Genomic DNA, 16,380 nt, shown 5'->3' with positions numbered 1-16,380 from the left:
ATGACTAATCGGTCAATTGTCAACGTAATCACCTAGGAGCGATACAAAAAATATGAGTAAAAAACAATTAATAATGGAAAAAGCATTAGAGCTTTTTGCGAAACAAGGTTTTGAAGCAACTTCCGTTCAACAAATAACTGATCATTGCGGTATTTCAAAAGGGGCATTTTACTTGTCCTTCAAGTCAAAAGATGAACTGATCTTTTCATTAATCGACTATTTTATGACACAACTTATTTCAGACATTGACTACAAGGTCAAAAACACACAAAATAATGAACTTTTGTTCACATATTTCTATACTACTTTTCAAACCTTTTCTCAACATTCGGACTTCGCCAAAGTTCTTATGAAGGAACAAGCCCAAACATTTCATAATCAAGAACTAATTGAAAAGATGTATATGTACGATAGATTAGTGGATAAAGCTACTTTATCTATGGTTGAGCGTCTATATGGAGAAGAAATTACCAACACAAAATATGATTTAGTTTATTGTATTAAAGGATTAATGGGCAATTATTCAAAGCTTATGTTATTCTCTAATGTTCCACTTGATTTGAAATTGCTTTCTGAATCACTTGTCGAAAAAATAAACTTACTTGCCGAGCATGCTACTATTGCATTCATATCAGAAGATTTTATTCGATCGATGGAACAACCCGCTCTGAAAGAAGTAACAAACGAACAGTTATTAGAGATGCTTACACAAAAAATTGAGGAGATGGAAGAGTCCATCGAAAAAGAATCATTGATCCTACTAAAACAGCATTTGCTTGATCCCTCATTAAATCTTGCAATCGTAAAGGGATTAATCGAAAATATTCGCAATCATCCTCATTGCAAATGGATTTCTTATTTACTTCTTAGTTACTTTAATTTTTAAATAGTGAAAGGCAGAATGCATTTTGCATTCTGCCTTTTTTGTAAGTATATTACGCTTCAGTTTCTGGAAAAAACGCCTGCTCTGTATAAATATCAACTAAGACCGGACCAGTAGTATGGATAGCTTCTTCTAAAATAGATTCCAATTCACTATCCGTTTCAGCACGGAACCCTGTCCATCCACAAGCTTTGGCTACCTGAACAAAATCCGGGTTAGTCAATTGAGTTCCTAGTTCCCTATCACCTGCTGCTTGGATTTTATCACTTTCCATTTGTAGCGCTCCATTATTAAAAACTAGGACTGTAATATCTAGGTTATAGCGAGTTGCAGTTAATAAATCGGCAAGCGTCATCTGAAGGCCTCCATCTCCCACTATGGAGATGACTTGTTTTTCAGGCTGCACAAGCTTTGCCGTGATAGCCGCGGGAAGACCGAACCCCATCGAACGCCAATAACCAGAAAAGAGTACGGACTGCTGACTTTGGCGAAAATTACGATTCATCCATACGGTAATATCTCCTGTATCCAGTGTAATTACCGCTTCTTCTGCGACTGTTCGCTCTATTGCTCGCACAATACGGGATGGATGGATAGGAGATCCAGTAATCTGACCTTCCTCTTCATTTTGGGCAGCCCATTTTGCTTTTGCTTCCTCCACTTGCGTCTTCCATGCAGAATTTTTTTGATAACCCGCTAAGTCTTGAAGTATCAGTGGGACTACTTGCTCTGCTTTACCATTGATCCCAAGCTCCGTCGGAACCCCTTTATGGGCGGTTGCGAAGTTAGTATCAATCTGAATAATACGAGCATTTTGCGGCACATATCCCTCCGGCCACCAAGTTACCCCTACAAGAAGGACAACATCGGCTTCTTTAAAAACCTTTGCCGCATGAGGATTTCCCCCTTCTCCAATTCCTTGAAGAAGACATGGCGTAGATTCTTTAAACAATCCTTTACCACCTAAACTAGTGAGGATACCCGCTCCCCAAGTTTCGGCTAGTTCTTCAATAGCAGAAGTTGCTTTTTTCGCTCCTGCTCCAGCAAGTATAATTGGCTTACTTGCTGTTTTCATCAATGTCGTCACTTCTGTTAAATCTTCTATTTGAAAAGATGCTGTCCCTTCTATTACCGTTGGCAGTGCACGAGCTACCACAGCTGTTTTTACTTGAAACAAATCTTTAGGTATAGACAGATGTGTAACAGCTCGCTGCTGAAGCGATGTTTGAGCAGCTTTTTGAAGTAGATCCACTATAGCATCTTCACTTGCGAGATTCGCTGAGTAGGCCACAAATGGCTTAAACAGTTCTTGTTGATCCACATATTGTTGAAAGTCTGTACCGATTTTGTTGCGGGGTGCCTGGCCAGTTATCACAAGGACAGGAGCTTTATCCGAATAGGCATCGCCAAGACCGTTTAGCAAATTGGTTGCTCCTGGTCCCATCGTAGCTGTACACACTGCAAGCTTTCCCGTCAACTTTGCCTCAGCTGAAGCCATGAATGCAGCAACAGATTCATGCTTTACCGGAATAAATTCAATCTTATCCTGCTTTGCCATTGCATCTAACAATCCAATAATGGCATCTCCTACGACACCATAAATACGCTTGACTCCTAATAATGACAGTTGATCCAGCGTTACTTCAGCAACCGTTTTATTCATAAACATTAACCTCTCCTTTTGTGCATTTACTTATCAAGTAATTTCCCTTAAATGATTGAGCTAAACATCACGCTACAGTTATACCTAAATTGGGGATATGTTGTGTATAAGTTATATGAAATTTTCGACAACTGAGTGGATAACTAGTCAACAATCATAAATTGTGAATAAGTTGGGGAAAAGTTTTAAGAAAGGAAGAGAATAATGGAAACTTCTATGCCATTAAAATCATCTGTAGACAACCATTATATGAAAAGCGTAAGGGATATTTAATTTTCAAACCTGTTTCTATCTTTTTCGAAGGATTTTGGACAAGCTTGATACTGTATCATTACCTAGTAAATACGAAGAGAGGCTGGTCATAACTAACTTCATGACCAGCCTCTCTTTTTCGGTAATCTTACGGTATCTGTCTGTCCTTCATCCACTTTCAACTGTAAGAATAAGGTTAAGACCTTTTTGGATAATGAAAGAAAAGAAGCTTCCTGATACATAGAGGAAGCTCCCGAAGATGCAATTTCGGGAGCTCTAGTGCTTCTCTATATCATAAAATCTATCTATTTTTATGTTATATACTTTTTTACTAGAAAAATCTAAAAATAATCCAATAGAGCCAGCTCCTATACCTGGTATGCACTCCAAATTTACATGCTCACTTATTTTCTCACAAGAGAGAAACTGCACTTAATACTTATATAATAATAAATGAATGGAAATTGTATTTAGTTTTACTACAATTTGTCGAAATCTTGTTTGATGTTGCAGTTCTTAATGATGTAATCTGGAAAAGTTCTAGCCTTCAAAACACTACTTAATCGTTTTATGAGCCAGCATATTACTATTCCCATTACATTTGGCTCGATTCAGCAATTCTAGATATCATTTATTTAATTCGATGCTTTTTATTAAAATAACTTCATTTGATCTGTCACTTTTTCCTCATTAGCACTTACATAACCCATCGATTTATAACCCGATAATCTCTTGTCGTACATACCCTTTAAAATTGGCACTTTTTCGTCCACATAATCATATACTTGAACCTCTTGCTTACTCTCATAGTTTCGATGTAGTCGCCCAACGTATTGTTGTAAAGTGCCTTTCCACGATATTGGTAGTGTTAAAAATAATGTGTCTAGACGTGCATCATCAAACCCTTCCCCAATATATTTACCGGTGGCAATAATAAGTCGTTCCTCATTGTCAGGAATAATAGATAACCGTTCAAGTTCCTTTTTTCGTTCTTTTTTCTTCATGTTTCCAGCTAGTACAATGATATTTTTAACAAATTCACGAAATTTATTTTTCAATAAGTCCAAGTGCTCGAGCCGTTCAGTTAATATTATTGGTGAACGTCCCGCTTCTAAAGCATTCAAAACATCATTGAAGATTTGTAGATTTCTATTTGAATCTAAAACCAGCTCCTCATAAATCTCATGAAAATCGGTTTTCTTAGTATTAAAATTAGTTTCTCTTTTTATTAACCGATGGCTAAACGTATGAATTTTTGCTTGCGATTTGGAATCAATGGTAGAACGGATTGGGCCACATTGCATCGTAATTATTGGATGCATCCCGTCTTTTCTCTTAGGAGTAGCAGTTAGTCCCAATACATATTTGGCGCGAATTTCTTTTAATACCTGTTCAAAAGTTATAGCTGAAATAATATGGCACTCATCCACAATAATTTGTCCATACTGAGTAATAAATGACTTTAGTTGCCCACCGTAATTCAAACTTTGGATTGTTGCGACATCAACCTTTCCAGTTATTTTATTTTTTCCCCCACCAATTCGCCCTATTTGATTTGATGGCATTTTTAAAAACGTTGCGAGTCTTTCCACCCACTGCTCCATTAATTGAGTTCGATGGACAATCACAAGTGTATTCACCTGACGTTTAACAATAACAGCTGTAGCAATAACTGTTTTACCAAACCCTGTAGTTGCAGATAGCGTTCCATAATTATCTTTAAGCAATGTGTTTACAACTTCGTCTTGCTGTAAGGATAATGTTCCATGAAAGCTGACATCAATTTTTTCACCTTCATACGACCGGTCAATAACTTCTACTTGAATTGATTGATTTTTTAGTAAATCTAACAATTCCTTTAAACATCCACGTGGAAGAACTATCCCGCTCTTTGATTCAAGCGTGCTCTGAATTAGACGTGGAATTCCATACGTGGACATTCTCCTAGCCTTTGCTTTATAGAATTTAGGATTGTTAAATGATGCAATGTTAGCTATTTGGGATAATAAGCAAGGATGAATTCCTTCCTTACCAATATGGATACCATTTTTAAGTTCAATCTTGATTTTCTCAGGCAAGTAGACAACAGACTGATTGTTTACTTGGTGGGTTAAAACCTTCTCTATTTCTAGATCCGATATTTTTCGAACAGACGAAAGATACATCCATTGATCAACATAAGGAATAAAATGATCATCAACAAATAAACTATTCCCTATTCTTCCCGGTTCTCTCTGAAATGGCAGTGCAATAAGATTTCCGAACCCTCCCTTTGGTAAACAATCCTGGTTAGGAAACAATCGATCAAAAGACTCTAAACCAAACCCAATATTTAATTCTTTCGTTTTTGTTAATAGAAACATCCCTAATCTTCTTGCTGTGTTCGCCAGTACACTTGTTGAGAAGAAAATCCAGACATGTGCCCCACTACCAGAACGAGATCTTTCGACCGAGCAAGGTACATTTAATTTCTTACAGGTTTCTATGAATGCTAAAACATCTTTTTGCCATTGATTTTTGTCAAAATCTACAGCTAAGAAATTGCAAGTTTCATCCAATGATAATGGATATACACCAATTGTTTTTTTACCTTCTATATGATCAATAAACACTTGATCAGTTAATGATAGAAGTTGACGATGTTCACACTGATTGCATTTTATAATCGGTTTTTGACAAATTGGTTTTTGCCATTCTAGTCCACACGCCGGACTGTAACCATTGTTTCCGCTTTGTGATTGCCACCGCAAAGCATAGACGTCTGTCCGTCCTTTAAACAAACTTTTGAATAGGGAGATCTTTTCTTCTAACGGAGACTTCTTGCTCACTATTTTACTAAGTTCATAAGTATTTTCACGGTTCATCATTTTTACCAATAATTGTTTCAAGTATTGGTTTTCATTCCTCAGTTTTTCAAGCTCATCTTTCATTATTATCCCTCATATAAAATATTATATACTATCATTATAACCAACTAATTTTGAAAAATATCAAAAACGTTTACCATATGAAGCTGAAAGTATAAGTTAATATACCTGATAAACCAAAACAAAATACACTCAAAAATAACGTAATATTCAGACGGTTAAATTAAACCCTGCACAATCTAAGTTCATCAATGATTTCTTTGAAGTCTATTTAAAGTTGAATAAAGAAGAAGAGGAACAACTCATGGAACAAATTAACCAATTAGAAAACGCCGAAAAAATCTTCCATTTATCCAACTCCTGGGAAGAAAAAGGGATAGAAAAAGGAAAAGAGCTGGGGAGAGAAGAAAGCATCGGCAAGGTAGTTCGGGGGATGTTGAGAGAAGATTTGCCAATCGAGTTAATAGCTAAAGTTACGGGGCTTGAGATTGAAAAATAGAGGAAATTAAAAGCACTTTATAAAAGAAACTACAAAAGGCAACTAGAAATGTCCGTTCACTCTAGTCGCCTTTTAATTTATCCACACTCTCATTAAATTCATCATCCTACCAATATTTTAGCTCTCTTTGTTTTCTACACATTTGGTCGGATCTATCTTTGTCTCTTCCCATGTTGACCTTTGCTTCCTTTTTATTAACTGAGAGACTAGCACGTCTGTATCATTTGTTAATTGAACGAAGACAAACCGATAATTGTTCCCGTCCGTGCCGATTATATCAATGAATTTCACATAATCCTCTTTTTTCGTTGGCAATCTTTTTTTAATGAGTTTGCACCATCCTCCATATTCAATATCGACAACGTCCTCTGCTTTCTGTCGCCAGCCATGATAAGCAGCACATAGAAAGTCTTCCCCTATCAGGTCGAGGTTATCTATTTTGTATAGCCCATCTTCTTTTTGAATGGAAATAGTACCGTAATGATATTGGAAAGCAGAAACGCCTGTTGCCGTCCCATTTATCGTTTCGAGTTCGATAAAAAACCGGATTGGTTGGTCGGCTTTTTGGTAGGGAAGTTTATATAATTTAATCAAATTTGTATGACCAATACCTTCGAAAGAAGCAAGATATGTTGTATAAGGCATTTTTTGTTTATAGTCTTTCGTGAAGAAATTGTACGCAATTGGAAATCGTGTCTTTGCCCACCCTACTGTCCCACAACCTCCAATAAACTGTTCTGTTAAGTTTTCAGCTTCTCGTAAAATGCTAAAATAATGGAGAATTGCATTTTCTGGCGTATCTAAAAAGGACGGTGGCAGACTGATTTCGTTATAGGTTTTTCCATTATAGGGATTGAAAAAGTGATAATCAAATAGCCTATGATTTAGAATGGAACGACGGGATGGACGAAAATATTTTTCCACATCTATCTGTTGGTATGTTTCTTTTTCCTCTTCGTTTTCACGTTGGTGCCATTTTTGTTTTTGCCTTATCGCTCCCATCACATAAACGGATGTATCGTTACCAGCTTGCTGTCGAGACCTGCGACGCCTCATAAACTTCACTATATAACTCCCCTTCGCTTCTATTGCTTTAGCATATTCTATAGCAAAAAAAGCTGCTAAACCCTTCTAGGTTTAACAGCTTTCATTTATGCAGGAAGCACTTATTTCAAAACATATGCAGCCAATACACTTTGCACTTTATAAATATTCAAAGATTTATTGAATTTCTTTTGAATTGGCGCCGCACTTCCAGATAACCAAATTTTCAATTCAGCATCTAAGTCTAAAGTTCCCGCTGTTTCAATCGAAAAATGGACGACACTTTTGTAGGGAATGGAGTGATATTCCACTTTCTTACCAGTCATTCCTTGCTTATCGATGAGCAATAGCCGTTTATCTGTGAAAATAAATAGATCACGAATAAGCTTATACGCATGTTCTACATTTTCAGATGGGACTAATAAATCCTTTAGCTCTTTTTCCACTTTATCCAGTTCTACTTCGGAGGCATTTCCCATTAAACCATCCAAGAATCCCAATTTTATCTCCCCTTTGTCACTAACTCCACAATTTTTTTAGCAGTTTTATTTTCTTCAATCATTTTACCATATAAACAGAGGCTCGATTGGAATATTCAGATTACAGTTAGTGAATTTTTTTATAAACCATAAAGTTCTTACACCTTCTCAATATAGAAAACACTACAACTTCTTCTTCATTACTTCAGCCATTTGATGAGAATTTATATCTTTCTCCTCCTGAAGTTTTTGAACAATATTAACATAATCCTTCTCATTACGATTCTGACTCATTTTATAAGCGGCTTGCACTTCGCATATTTTTATTTTAAATCCTATAATCCCTTTTAGTTCTTTTTCTAATACTTGTGGAGAAAGTTTTTCCCATAAAATAGGATTCTCTCGATGTTTTTCATATTTCAGTAGCATTTCGGAGAGTTCCTGTTTTAACTCTTCTTCATCCAAAATGCTAGCTGCACCATATGCATGTACCGCTTGATAATTCCATGTCGGAACATTTTCATGTTCATACCAGGAAGAAGAAATATATGCATGTGGTCCTTGGAACATAACGAGTATATCCTCACTCTCCTCGAATGTTCTCCATTGTGGATTACCATAAGCCATATGCCCGGTTACATAGTAGTCACCATCTTTTTCACTGAACCTTAAAGGTAAATGAGTGGCAATCGGCTTCCCCTTTTTAGTTGTAACAATTGTCCCAAATGAGTTTTTTTGAATAAATTCTCTAATTTCCTCAAAGTCTGTTACCTTATAGTATTTAGGTATATACATAAATGACTCCCCTCGCCTTTTAATTATTTATATATTCTGAGTTAATAATAGTATACAAACTGACATTTAAAAAGGTACAATTACAAACAATCGAACATGTCAAAGGAGATCTTTATGAGGAATATCATTTTCGCTTTGAACGATGACTCTCCCAAATACAAGCAAATCTACGAACAGTTGAAACTGCTTATTGAACGAGGCGACATACAACCGGACAAGCAGCTCCCCTCTATCAGACAGCTTGCTGAATCCCTTCATGTAAGTCGTAATACAACATTAACGGCTTATGATTTGCTTGTAGCGGAAGGCTATGTCCGTGGAGAAGGAAGAAGAGGTTATTTTGTCAATGAAATAGAACCGATTTCATTGACAGAAGCATTAATCGCGCCCAATAAAAAGCAGACAAAGTCAGTGACGCCTGTTCACATAGATTTTCGAGCAGGTGCTGTAGACCAAGCGCACTTCCCCTTAAAAATTTGGAGAAGAATCTCCAATCAAGTACTAACCTTTCAGGAAAGCTTTCTATATGGGGACCCCTTTGGCGAATTGTGCTTACGTGAGCAAATTGCTATATACTTGCTTCACTCTCGTGGGGTGAAAACAGATGCTAACGCCATCATTATTGGTAGCAGTACTCAACAAATGCTCATCCAGCTTGGGCATATACTAAAGGAAGATTACTCAAGTGTTATCGTAGAGGACCCTGGCTACGATGGTGCTAGAGAAGCTTTTCATTTTCACCGTCTAACGCTGGAAGCTTTACCCGTTTATGAAACAGGAGCTGATTTTTCACAATTAGAACAGATGAAATCTCAAGTTATTTATGTAACTCCTTCGCATCACAGTCCAATAGGTGTGAGTATGTCCATTCAACAACGGCAAATGCTTATCCAATGGGCCAACAAAAGGGATGGATATATTATTGAAGATGATTATGACAGTGAGTTTCGCTATACACAGCAACCATTTCCTGCTCTTGCTTCTATTGATTCCTCAAGAGTTATTTACTTGGGAAACTTCTCCAAATCCTTTCTTCCAGGAATCCGCTTAAGTTATATGGTGTTGCCCCAAACACTTTTAAGCAGATATAAACAGCAGTTTCTTCATTTTGAGAGTACCTCTTCCCTGCTGAGCCAGCTCACCATGGCAAAATTTATAGAAGAAGGAGAATGGAACCGCCATATTAAGCGAATGCGTCTTGTGTATAAACGAAAAATGCAGCATATAGTATCAGCATTAAAGGAACGTTTCAAGCAGCATATATCTATTGTTGGCGAGCAATCAGGGTTATACGTATTAGCAAAGGTTCATCTGAAGTATTCAGAAGAAGAGCTAATTGAGCGCGCTTCCTTGGCCGGAGTGAAAGTGTATCCTACTTCACTTTACTTCATTAATATCAATACTTCCGAACCAATGATCAAACTTGGTTTTAGTAATCTCTCTAGTGATGAAATAGATCGTGGTATAGAACTTTTAAAGAAGGCCTGGTTATAAAATAGTGCCAGTCACCCACACTACTTGGACGACTGGCAACTACATTTTTTTCATTTTGTGAAGGGCATGCGCAGCTCCCCATTCATGCATGGCTACTAAAATGGGTTCTAACCCTCTTCCGTAATCTGTAATAGAATATTCAACTTTCGGAGGTACTTGTGGATATACTTTGCGCTCAATAATGTCCTCTTCTTCTAATTCGCGCAGTTGTTTTGTTAACATTTTCTGGGTGATTCCTGGTACTCTTCGTTTCAGTTCGCTAAATCTTTGAGTACCAGCTTGTAATAAAATTAATAATATAATTGGTTTCCATTTTCCTACTATTATTCCTAGCGCGTCTTCCACACGACATAATTCTGGCTGCATATCCATCTACTTTCACTCCTATAGTATCTTTTTGTATACTATACCACTTATAAGTGCGTACTTAAGTAATAAACACTTTAGAATTATACTAGCATTAATGAAAGGTAGGGATAGAAATATGGAAAAATATCATATAGATGAAAGTAAAGGTCTGGAATTTGGGCTTTATACACTTGGAGATCATATTCCTAGCCCACTTACCGGAGAGCGGATTTCTGCTGGGCAGAGAATTCACGAAATTATTGAGTTGGCCAAGCTTGCAGAGCAAGCAGGCCTCGACTTTTTTAGTGTAGGAGAAAGTCATCAGGAATATTTCACAACGCAAGCTCATTCTGTCGTGTTAGCTGCAATAGCACAGGCAACTAGCAAGATTAAAATTGCAAGTTCTTCTACGATTATTAGTACATCAGATCCTGTCCGCGTCTATGAAGATTTTGCGACGATAGATTTAATATCTAAAGGGCGTGCAGAAATTATCGCTGGTCGTGCTTCACGCATTGGTCTCTTTGAATTACTCGGCTATGATGTTCGAAATTACGAAGCGCTATTTGAAGAGAAGTTTGCGTTATTATGTAAGATTAATGAGGAAGAAGTAGTCAATTGGAGTGGGGAATTCCGTGCTCCTTTAAATAATGCACAAGTTATCCCCCGTCCTCAAAAAGGCTTATTGCCTATTTGGCGTGCGGTTGGTGGGCCACCAGCAAGTGCCATTAAGGCTGGCAATGCGGGGGTTCCAATGATGCTTGCCACATTAGGCGGACCTGCTACTAGTTTTAAAATATCCATTAATGCATACCGAGAAGCTGCAAAGCAGAGTGGCTTTGACCCAAAGAAACTTCCAGTAGCAACAGCCGGATTTTTCTATGTAGCTGAAACAACACAACAAGCTCAAAGAGAGACATATCCTTATGTAAACCAAGGTATGCAACTAATTAATGGTCGGGGTTATCCGGAGCAGCACTTTGTACAAGGGGCAAATCCACATGACGTCATGAATATAGGAAGTCCACAGCAGATCATTGAAAAAATACTCTATCAGCATGAGCTATTTGGCCATCAACGTTATATTGCACAAATGGATTTTGGCGGTATTCCATTTGATAAATTAATGAAAAATATAGAACTAATCGGGACAGAGATTTTACCTGCGATAAAAAAATACACAGCAAAAAAATAAATACATTTATAAAGACCGCTTAATGCTAGCGCATCAAGCGGTCTTTATAATGTATATTCTACTCAGAAACTTCTTGCGCTACCGGTTTTCCCGCCTCCAGTAAAACTTTACTTCGGCCTAAGAAAACACCGACTATTAAGATTAGTATCCCCGTTCCTACAAGTAACCATTCGATTTTTACGACATCCGAGATTGGACCAAAAATAAGCATTCCAATTGGCATCATAGAAGTCGAGATCATTCCAAACACACCAAATACCCTGCCAAGATAATTGCTTTCCACTTTCTCTTGGACTAACACCATTGTCGGTGTATTGAAAATCGGCATCGCTACTCCGAATATCCCCATAAAGGCTAAGTAAATCCAAAACATAGGAATGATTCCAAGTGCAAACGTACAAATACCCATTAATATACTCGCGAATGTCATCGTGTATACCCTGTTATTAAAGCCTCCCCAAGAAGCTATAATACCTCCTCCGACCATCATTCCAACCGAAAAAGCTAATTCAATTGCTGTTAAGCGCCATACATCATCCCCAAAGCTACGCGCCACTTGGAGTGGGGTTAAAAACGCTGCTGGTGCCATCAACACAAAGAAAAAAGCGAAAAATAGAAAGAACTTCTTCAAAAAAGCATGCTGATTAATATATACTAGCCCTTCCTTAAAATCACTGAAATAGCTCGTTGTTTGTTTTGCAGATGCCTTTTCATGCACCGCAATTTTTAAGAATGCCAATAGCGTAAAAATCGCTATAGCTGCTGTAATGACATCGATGAAGAAAATCATTTCAAGAGAAGCCATCGTAAGCAATGCCGCACTGATCATGGGTGATACGAACATAATGATCGCTTGAATACTTCCATTCACTCCATTTACTTTTGTCAGTTTGTCTTCCGGAACAATTTGGGGCAAAATAGCTCCAACTGCTGGAGTTTGAATACCCGTTCCAACTGCCCGAATCGCAGCCATAGCAAACAGTAACCAAATGGCATCGTACCCCATTAAAAATACAATTGCGAGTACGAGGGTTGCTGTCGCGATCAAACCATCCGATACTATGATAAGTAGCTTACGATTGTAGCGGTCAGCCCATACCCCTGCTACTGGCGATAGTATAAAAGTGGGGATAAAGCCACAAAGGATAAACAATGTCATCATCATACCAGACTGTGTAGTAAGCGTAATATGCCACATGATCGCATATTGCACTAAAGAAGAGCCAAAGAGTGAGATAGTTTGGCTACTTAAAAAGATAATAATATTCCTTTTCCAATTTTCATATACGGAATTCATCTTATTCACGACCTTTTCTATTTTCTATTTAAATAGTTTTTACTTAAAAGTAAATGGTATAGGTCTCTTTTTTCGTGGAAAGTAGCTACTACATTTTTATGTTTAAAGACAGCAAAAAAGAGGGCAGACTCGTCCCCCTCTTTTTTAATCATAAAATAAAGGTTTCCTAAAATAGACAGACCAATCCCATTTACCCTGCATTTAAGCAGAGCATCTGAACGTATTCAATTAACGGTTCAAAAATTGGATTCTTAGTCTCATTGATGCTGTCAAAAGGAAAACCTCCATTCCCATATAGTGAACTCGATTTTACCATACAGTTTTCGACTATTTCAACTATCAAAGGAAATAATCATTATTATTGCATTTCTTTTGTTGGCCCCATAACACCAGGAACTGTTAAACCTGCTTGACGTAGTAATACAGTCATTTGACCACGGTGATGAGTTTGATGGTCTATTAAGCCGCGTAAAAGTTTTCCGCGCGCTGTCGGTCCAACGAAACCATTCACTTCCTCTGATAACATTTCATCCGTTAGTTTAGCTGCTTCCGTTTTAAATGCTTCAGCTGCTCTCTCATAAGCTTGCACAATTTCTGAAATATCTGTTGGTACTGGCTCATTTTGTCCCGGTCCCGGAACCTGTAGACCTGCAAAATGACCAAATGCCCCTGCTGCACCTACCAAGTGCCAAGCAAGCCAACCAAGTGTGCTATGTCCTTCTACAATTGCTTGATCTAGTTTGTCGTTCGTAATTGCTTGAAATACCTTTAACGTTCCTGCTGCTGAAGCTGTCCAATCTTCTATAAAATCTTCTACTTTACGATACATATATAGCCCTCCAATTTCATAATAACTTTCTCTTCCCATCATAGCTTATCGATGAATTTCTTTGCAACAAAGAGGAAAATAAAGGAGCATTTATATTGGGTGGTTTGTGTTTAAGCATGCTAAAATTATGTATGAAGACAAAAAATTGGAGGAAAAAAGATGTTAGCTAATTTCGAAGAGAATTTACAAAAATATGCAAAACTATTAGTGGCAAAAGGTATTAATGTTCAATCCGGTGATTGGGTAAAAATGACCATTACGGTTGATCAAGCACCATTAGCACGATTAATCACAAAAGAGGCATACGATTTAGGTGCGGAAAAAGTTATTATTAAATGGTCTGATGATGAAATTAGCAAACTACATTATTTGCACCAACCTACAGAAGTATTAACTGACATCCCAGATTATGAAATCCAAGAATCGGAAGATCATGTTTTAAATCGTCGTGTAAGTCGTCTTTCTATTGTATCTAGTGATCCAGGTCTACTAAACGAAGTAGATCCTGCAAAAATTGCTGCCTACCAAAACATAGCGGGAAAAGCATTCCAAGCACAACGCATAGCAACTCAAAATGATGATTTGAAATGGACAGTTGCAGCTGCAGCTGGAGCAGGTTGGGCCGCACAAGTATTCCCAGACTTAACAACTTCGGAAGAACAAGTTGATGCTTTGTGGGACCAAATTTTCAAAACTTGCCGTGTTTATGCAGAGGATCCAATTGCAGCATGGGACGAACATAAGAAAACATTAAATGAAAAAGCGGCTATATTAAATGAGAGTCAGTTCGATGCATTACACTATACCGCACCAGGCACGGACTTAACGCTAGGTTTACCAAAAAACCATATTTGGGCATGTGCAGAAAGCTATAATCCTAAAGGGGAAGAATTTATCGCTAATATGCCTACAGAGGAAGTCTTTACTGCTCCAGATACACACCGAATGGAAGGTGTCGTACGTAGCACTAAACCACTGAGCTATGCTGGTACCCTAATTGAAGGTATTGAAGTGCATTTCAAAGACGGCAAAATTGTAGATATCTCTGCTGAAAAAGGAGATGAAACAATTAAAAAATTGGTTTTTGACAATGAAGGTGGGACAGGACTAGGGGAAGTTGCACTAGTTCCAGATCCTTCTCCAATTTCTCAATCAGGTGTGACTTTCTTTAATACACTATTTGATGAAAATGCATCTAATCACTTAGCTATCGGTTCGGCTTATCCAACGACCATTCAAGGTGGTACAAAAATGAGCCAAGAAGAATTATTAAAAAATGGCATGAACACATCCATTGTTCACGTTGACTTTATGATTGGTTCTGACAAGATGGACATCGATGGTATAAAGCAAGATGGCACGGTCGTTCCTATTTTCCGTAAGGGTGATTGGGCATTTTAACTATCGCCTTGTAAAAGAAATTCCCCAATAATTGGGGTGGTTCTTATGTGTAAGAACTGTTATACTAGTTTCATAACTGAATGATAAACGTGATACATGGAGGAGCCTGTCACAAAGGCCCTTTCATGTATTTTTTTATGTTCAGAAAACTGTTTTATAGGAGGAAACTAGTGTTTATCGTACAAATAATTATCATTTTACTCGCAACAAAAGTAGCTGGTCAGTTAAGTATTCGACTAGGGCAACCATCTGTGTTAGGTAAGATTATAGTAGGGATTATTTTAGGTCCGGCACTCTTAGGCTGGGTACATGATACAGAGATAGTTTCTATCTTCAGTCAAATCGGTGTTCTTCTTTTAATGTTTTTGGCAGGGTTAGAAACGAACTTGAAGGATTTAAATCGTAATTTAAAAGCCGCTTCACTCGTTGCCATCGGAGGTATTATTGCTCCAATCATAGGTGGGTATATCGGATCTCAATATTACGGTTTATCTGTTTCAGAATCTATTTTTATCGGTTTGTTATTATCCGCAACTTCGGTCAGTATTTCTGTTCAAACTTTAAAGGAGCTTGGGTGGTTAAATAGTAAAGAAGGATCAACCCTACTCGGGGCAGCTGTTTTAGATGATATCATTGTTGTAATTTTAATGGCTGTTGCTATGAGCTTCTTCGTTGGAACAGATGTAAGTATCGGGTTATTAATAGGGAAAAAAATCTTATTCTTCATCCTAATTATTTTAGCTTCTAAATGGTTAGTTCCGAAGTTTATTCAAATATTTTCTAAGTTTAAAGTTACAGAAGGAGCATTAAGTGCTGGACTAATCATATGTTTTAGTTTTGCCTACTTTGCTGAGTATCTTGGAATTGCAGGAATCATTGGGACGTTTTTTGCTGGTATCGCTATTGCACAAACGAGATTTAAGGAAGAAATTGAGCATAAAGTGGAGCCGATCGCATATGGAATTTTCGTTCCGTTCTTCTTTGTCAGTATTGGTCTTGCCGTATCGTTTGATGGGATTGGAAACCAAGTTGGATTAATAGTTGTATTCTCCATAATTGCTATTCTTTCCAAATTCTTAGGTTCAGGTATTGGGGCTCGTTTATCTGGCTTCCAGATGAGATCATCTATGGGTATCGGGGCAGGAATGATATCAAGAGGAGAAGTTGCTTTAATATTAGCCGCAATGGGACTAGAGAGCGGTCTATTACCAACAGAATACTATACAGCGATGATTATTGTAGTTATTGTTACAACACTTGTTACCCCTCCATTATTAAAAATATTTTTTGGAAATCGGGATTAAATATTTGTGCCAGGAACCTGAGATAGTTCC

Annotated in this window: 14 protein-coding genes; 6 read left to right on the top strand and 8 right to left on the bottom strand. The window is 37.5% G+C overall.

Features of this window, described 5'->3' with window-relative positions; all coding sequences use genetic code 11:
• The first annotated feature begins 52 nt into the window (after window positions 1–52).
• Complete coding sequence (locus ACIP9W_RS11590) at window positions 53–886, top strand: TetR/AcrR family transcriptional regulator (RefSeq protein ID WP_400789425.1); 834 nt, start codon at window positions 53–55, stop codon at window positions 884–886.
• 49 nt (window positions 887–935) lie between these two features.
• Here the strand turns inward: ACIP9W_RS11590 and ACIP9W_RS11585 are convergent, their stop codons facing one another.
• Both ACIP9W_RS11585 and ACIP9W_RS11580 read right to left on the bottom strand, forming a co-directional pair.
• Window positions 936–2,546 (bottom strand): thiamine pyrophosphate-binding protein, encoded by a 1,611-nt coding sequence (locus tag ACIP9W_RS11585; RefSeq protein WP_400789422.1) that lies wholly within the window; start codon window positions 2,544–2,546, stop codon window positions 936–938.
• A gap of 905 nt (window positions 2,547–3,451) precedes the next feature.
• Window positions 3,452–5,728, bottom strand: coding sequence for a TOTE conflict system archaeo-eukaryotic primase domain-containing protein (locus ACIP9W_RS11580; protein ID WP_400789419.1), 2,277 nt, complete (start codon window positions 5,726–5,728; stop codon window positions 3,452–3,454).
• Between the two features lie 214 nt (window positions 5,729–5,942).
• On the opposite strand from ACIP9W_RS11580, the gene ACIP9W_RS11575 reads away from it, so the two are divergent.
• Entirely contained in the window at window positions 5,943–6,164 is a 222-nt protein-coding gene (locus tag ACIP9W_RS11575) for an RpnC/YadD family protein (RefSeq protein WP_400789417.1), read from the top strand.
• 117 nt (window positions 6,165–6,281) lie between these two features.
• Here the strand turns inward: ACIP9W_RS11575 and ACIP9W_RS11570 are convergent, their stop codons facing one another.
• The 3 genes from ACIP9W_RS11570 to ACIP9W_RS11560 form a co-directional block, all read right to left on the bottom strand.
• A complete protein-coding gene (locus ACIP9W_RS11570) occupies window positions 6,282–7,220 on the bottom strand; it encodes a hypothetical protein (RefSeq protein ID WP_400789958.1) in 939 nt (312 codons plus the stop codon).
• 110 nt (window positions 7,221–7,330) lie between these two features.
• Complete coding sequence (locus tag ACIP9W_RS11565; RefSeq protein ID WP_400789415.1) at window positions 7,331–7,708, bottom strand: PH domain-containing protein; 378 nt, start codon at window positions 7,706–7,708, stop codon at window positions 7,331–7,333.
• A gap of 162 nt (window positions 7,709–7,870) precedes the next feature.
• Window positions 7,871–8,482 carry an FMN-binding negative transcriptional regulator gene (locus ACIP9W_RS11560; RefSeq protein WP_400789413.1) on the bottom strand — a complete coding sequence of 204 codons (612 nt, stop codon included), beginning with the start codon at window positions 8,480–8,482 and terminating at the stop codon, window positions 7,871–7,873.
• A gap of 114 nt (window positions 8,483–8,596) precedes the next feature.
• On the opposite strand from ACIP9W_RS11560, the gene pdxR reads away from it, so the two are divergent.
• Window positions 8,597–9,976, top strand: coding sequence for a MocR-like pyridoxine biosynthesis transcription factor PdxR (pdxR, locus tag ACIP9W_RS11555; RefSeq protein WP_400789411.1), 1,380 nt, complete (start codon window positions 8,597–8,599; stop codon window positions 9,974–9,976).
• Between the two features lie 39 nt (window positions 9,977–10,015).
• Here pdxR and ACIP9W_RS11550 read toward each other — a convergent pair whose 3' ends face one another.
• Complete coding sequence (locus ACIP9W_RS11550) at window positions 10,016–10,348, bottom strand: winged helix-turn-helix transcriptional regulator (RefSeq protein WP_400789408.1); 333 nt, start codon at window positions 10,346–10,348, stop codon at window positions 10,016–10,018.
• A 112-nt stretch (window positions 10,349–10,460) separates the two neighbouring features.
• Between ACIP9W_RS11550 and ACIP9W_RS11545 the strand changes: the two genes are divergently transcribed.
• Window positions 10,461–11,519, top strand: a complete 1,059-nt coding sequence (locus ACIP9W_RS11545) for an LLM class flavin-dependent oxidoreductase (protein ID WP_400789406.1) — start codon at window positions 10,461–10,463, stop codon at window positions 11,517–11,519.
• Window positions 11,520–11,577: 58 nt separating this feature from the next.
• Here the strand turns inward: ACIP9W_RS11545 and ACIP9W_RS11540 are convergent, their stop codons facing one another.
• Both ACIP9W_RS11540 and ACIP9W_RS11535 read right to left on the bottom strand, forming a co-directional pair.
• On the bottom strand, window positions 11,578–12,816 hold the full coding sequence (locus ACIP9W_RS11540; RefSeq protein WP_400789404.1) for an MFS transporter: 1,239 nt from the start codon (window positions 12,814–12,816) through the stop codon (window positions 11,578–11,580).
• A gap of 358 nt (window positions 12,817–13,174) precedes the next feature.
• On the bottom strand, window positions 13,175–13,645 hold the full coding sequence (locus ACIP9W_RS11535) for a DinB family protein (RefSeq protein ID WP_400789402.1): 471 nt from the start codon (window positions 13,643–13,645) through the stop codon (window positions 13,175–13,177).
• 159 nt (window positions 13,646–13,804) lie between these two features.
• Between ACIP9W_RS11535 and ACIP9W_RS11530 the strand changes: the two genes are divergently transcribed.
• Both ACIP9W_RS11530 and ACIP9W_RS11525 read left to right on the top strand, forming a co-directional pair.
• Window positions 13,805–15,046 carry an aminopeptidase gene (locus ACIP9W_RS11530; protein ID WP_282241063.1) on the top strand — a complete coding sequence of 414 codons (1,242 nt, stop codon included), beginning with the start codon at window positions 13,805–13,807 and terminating at the stop codon, window positions 15,044–15,046.
• 170 nt (window positions 15,047–15,216) lie between these two features.
• Complete coding sequence (locus ACIP9W_RS11525) at window positions 15,217–16,350, top strand: cation:proton antiporter (RefSeq protein WP_400789400.1); 1,134 nt, start codon at window positions 15,217–15,219, stop codon at window positions 16,348–16,350.
• The last annotated feature ends 30 nt before the right edge of the window (window positions 16,351–16,380 follow it).

It is taken from the genome of Psychrobacillus sp. NPDC093180, from assembly GCF_044754065.1.
Lineage (GTDB): Bacteria > Bacillota > Bacilli > Bacillales_A > Planococcaceae > Psychrobacillus.
This window is presented reverse-complemented; position numbering and strand designations above follow the sequence as displayed.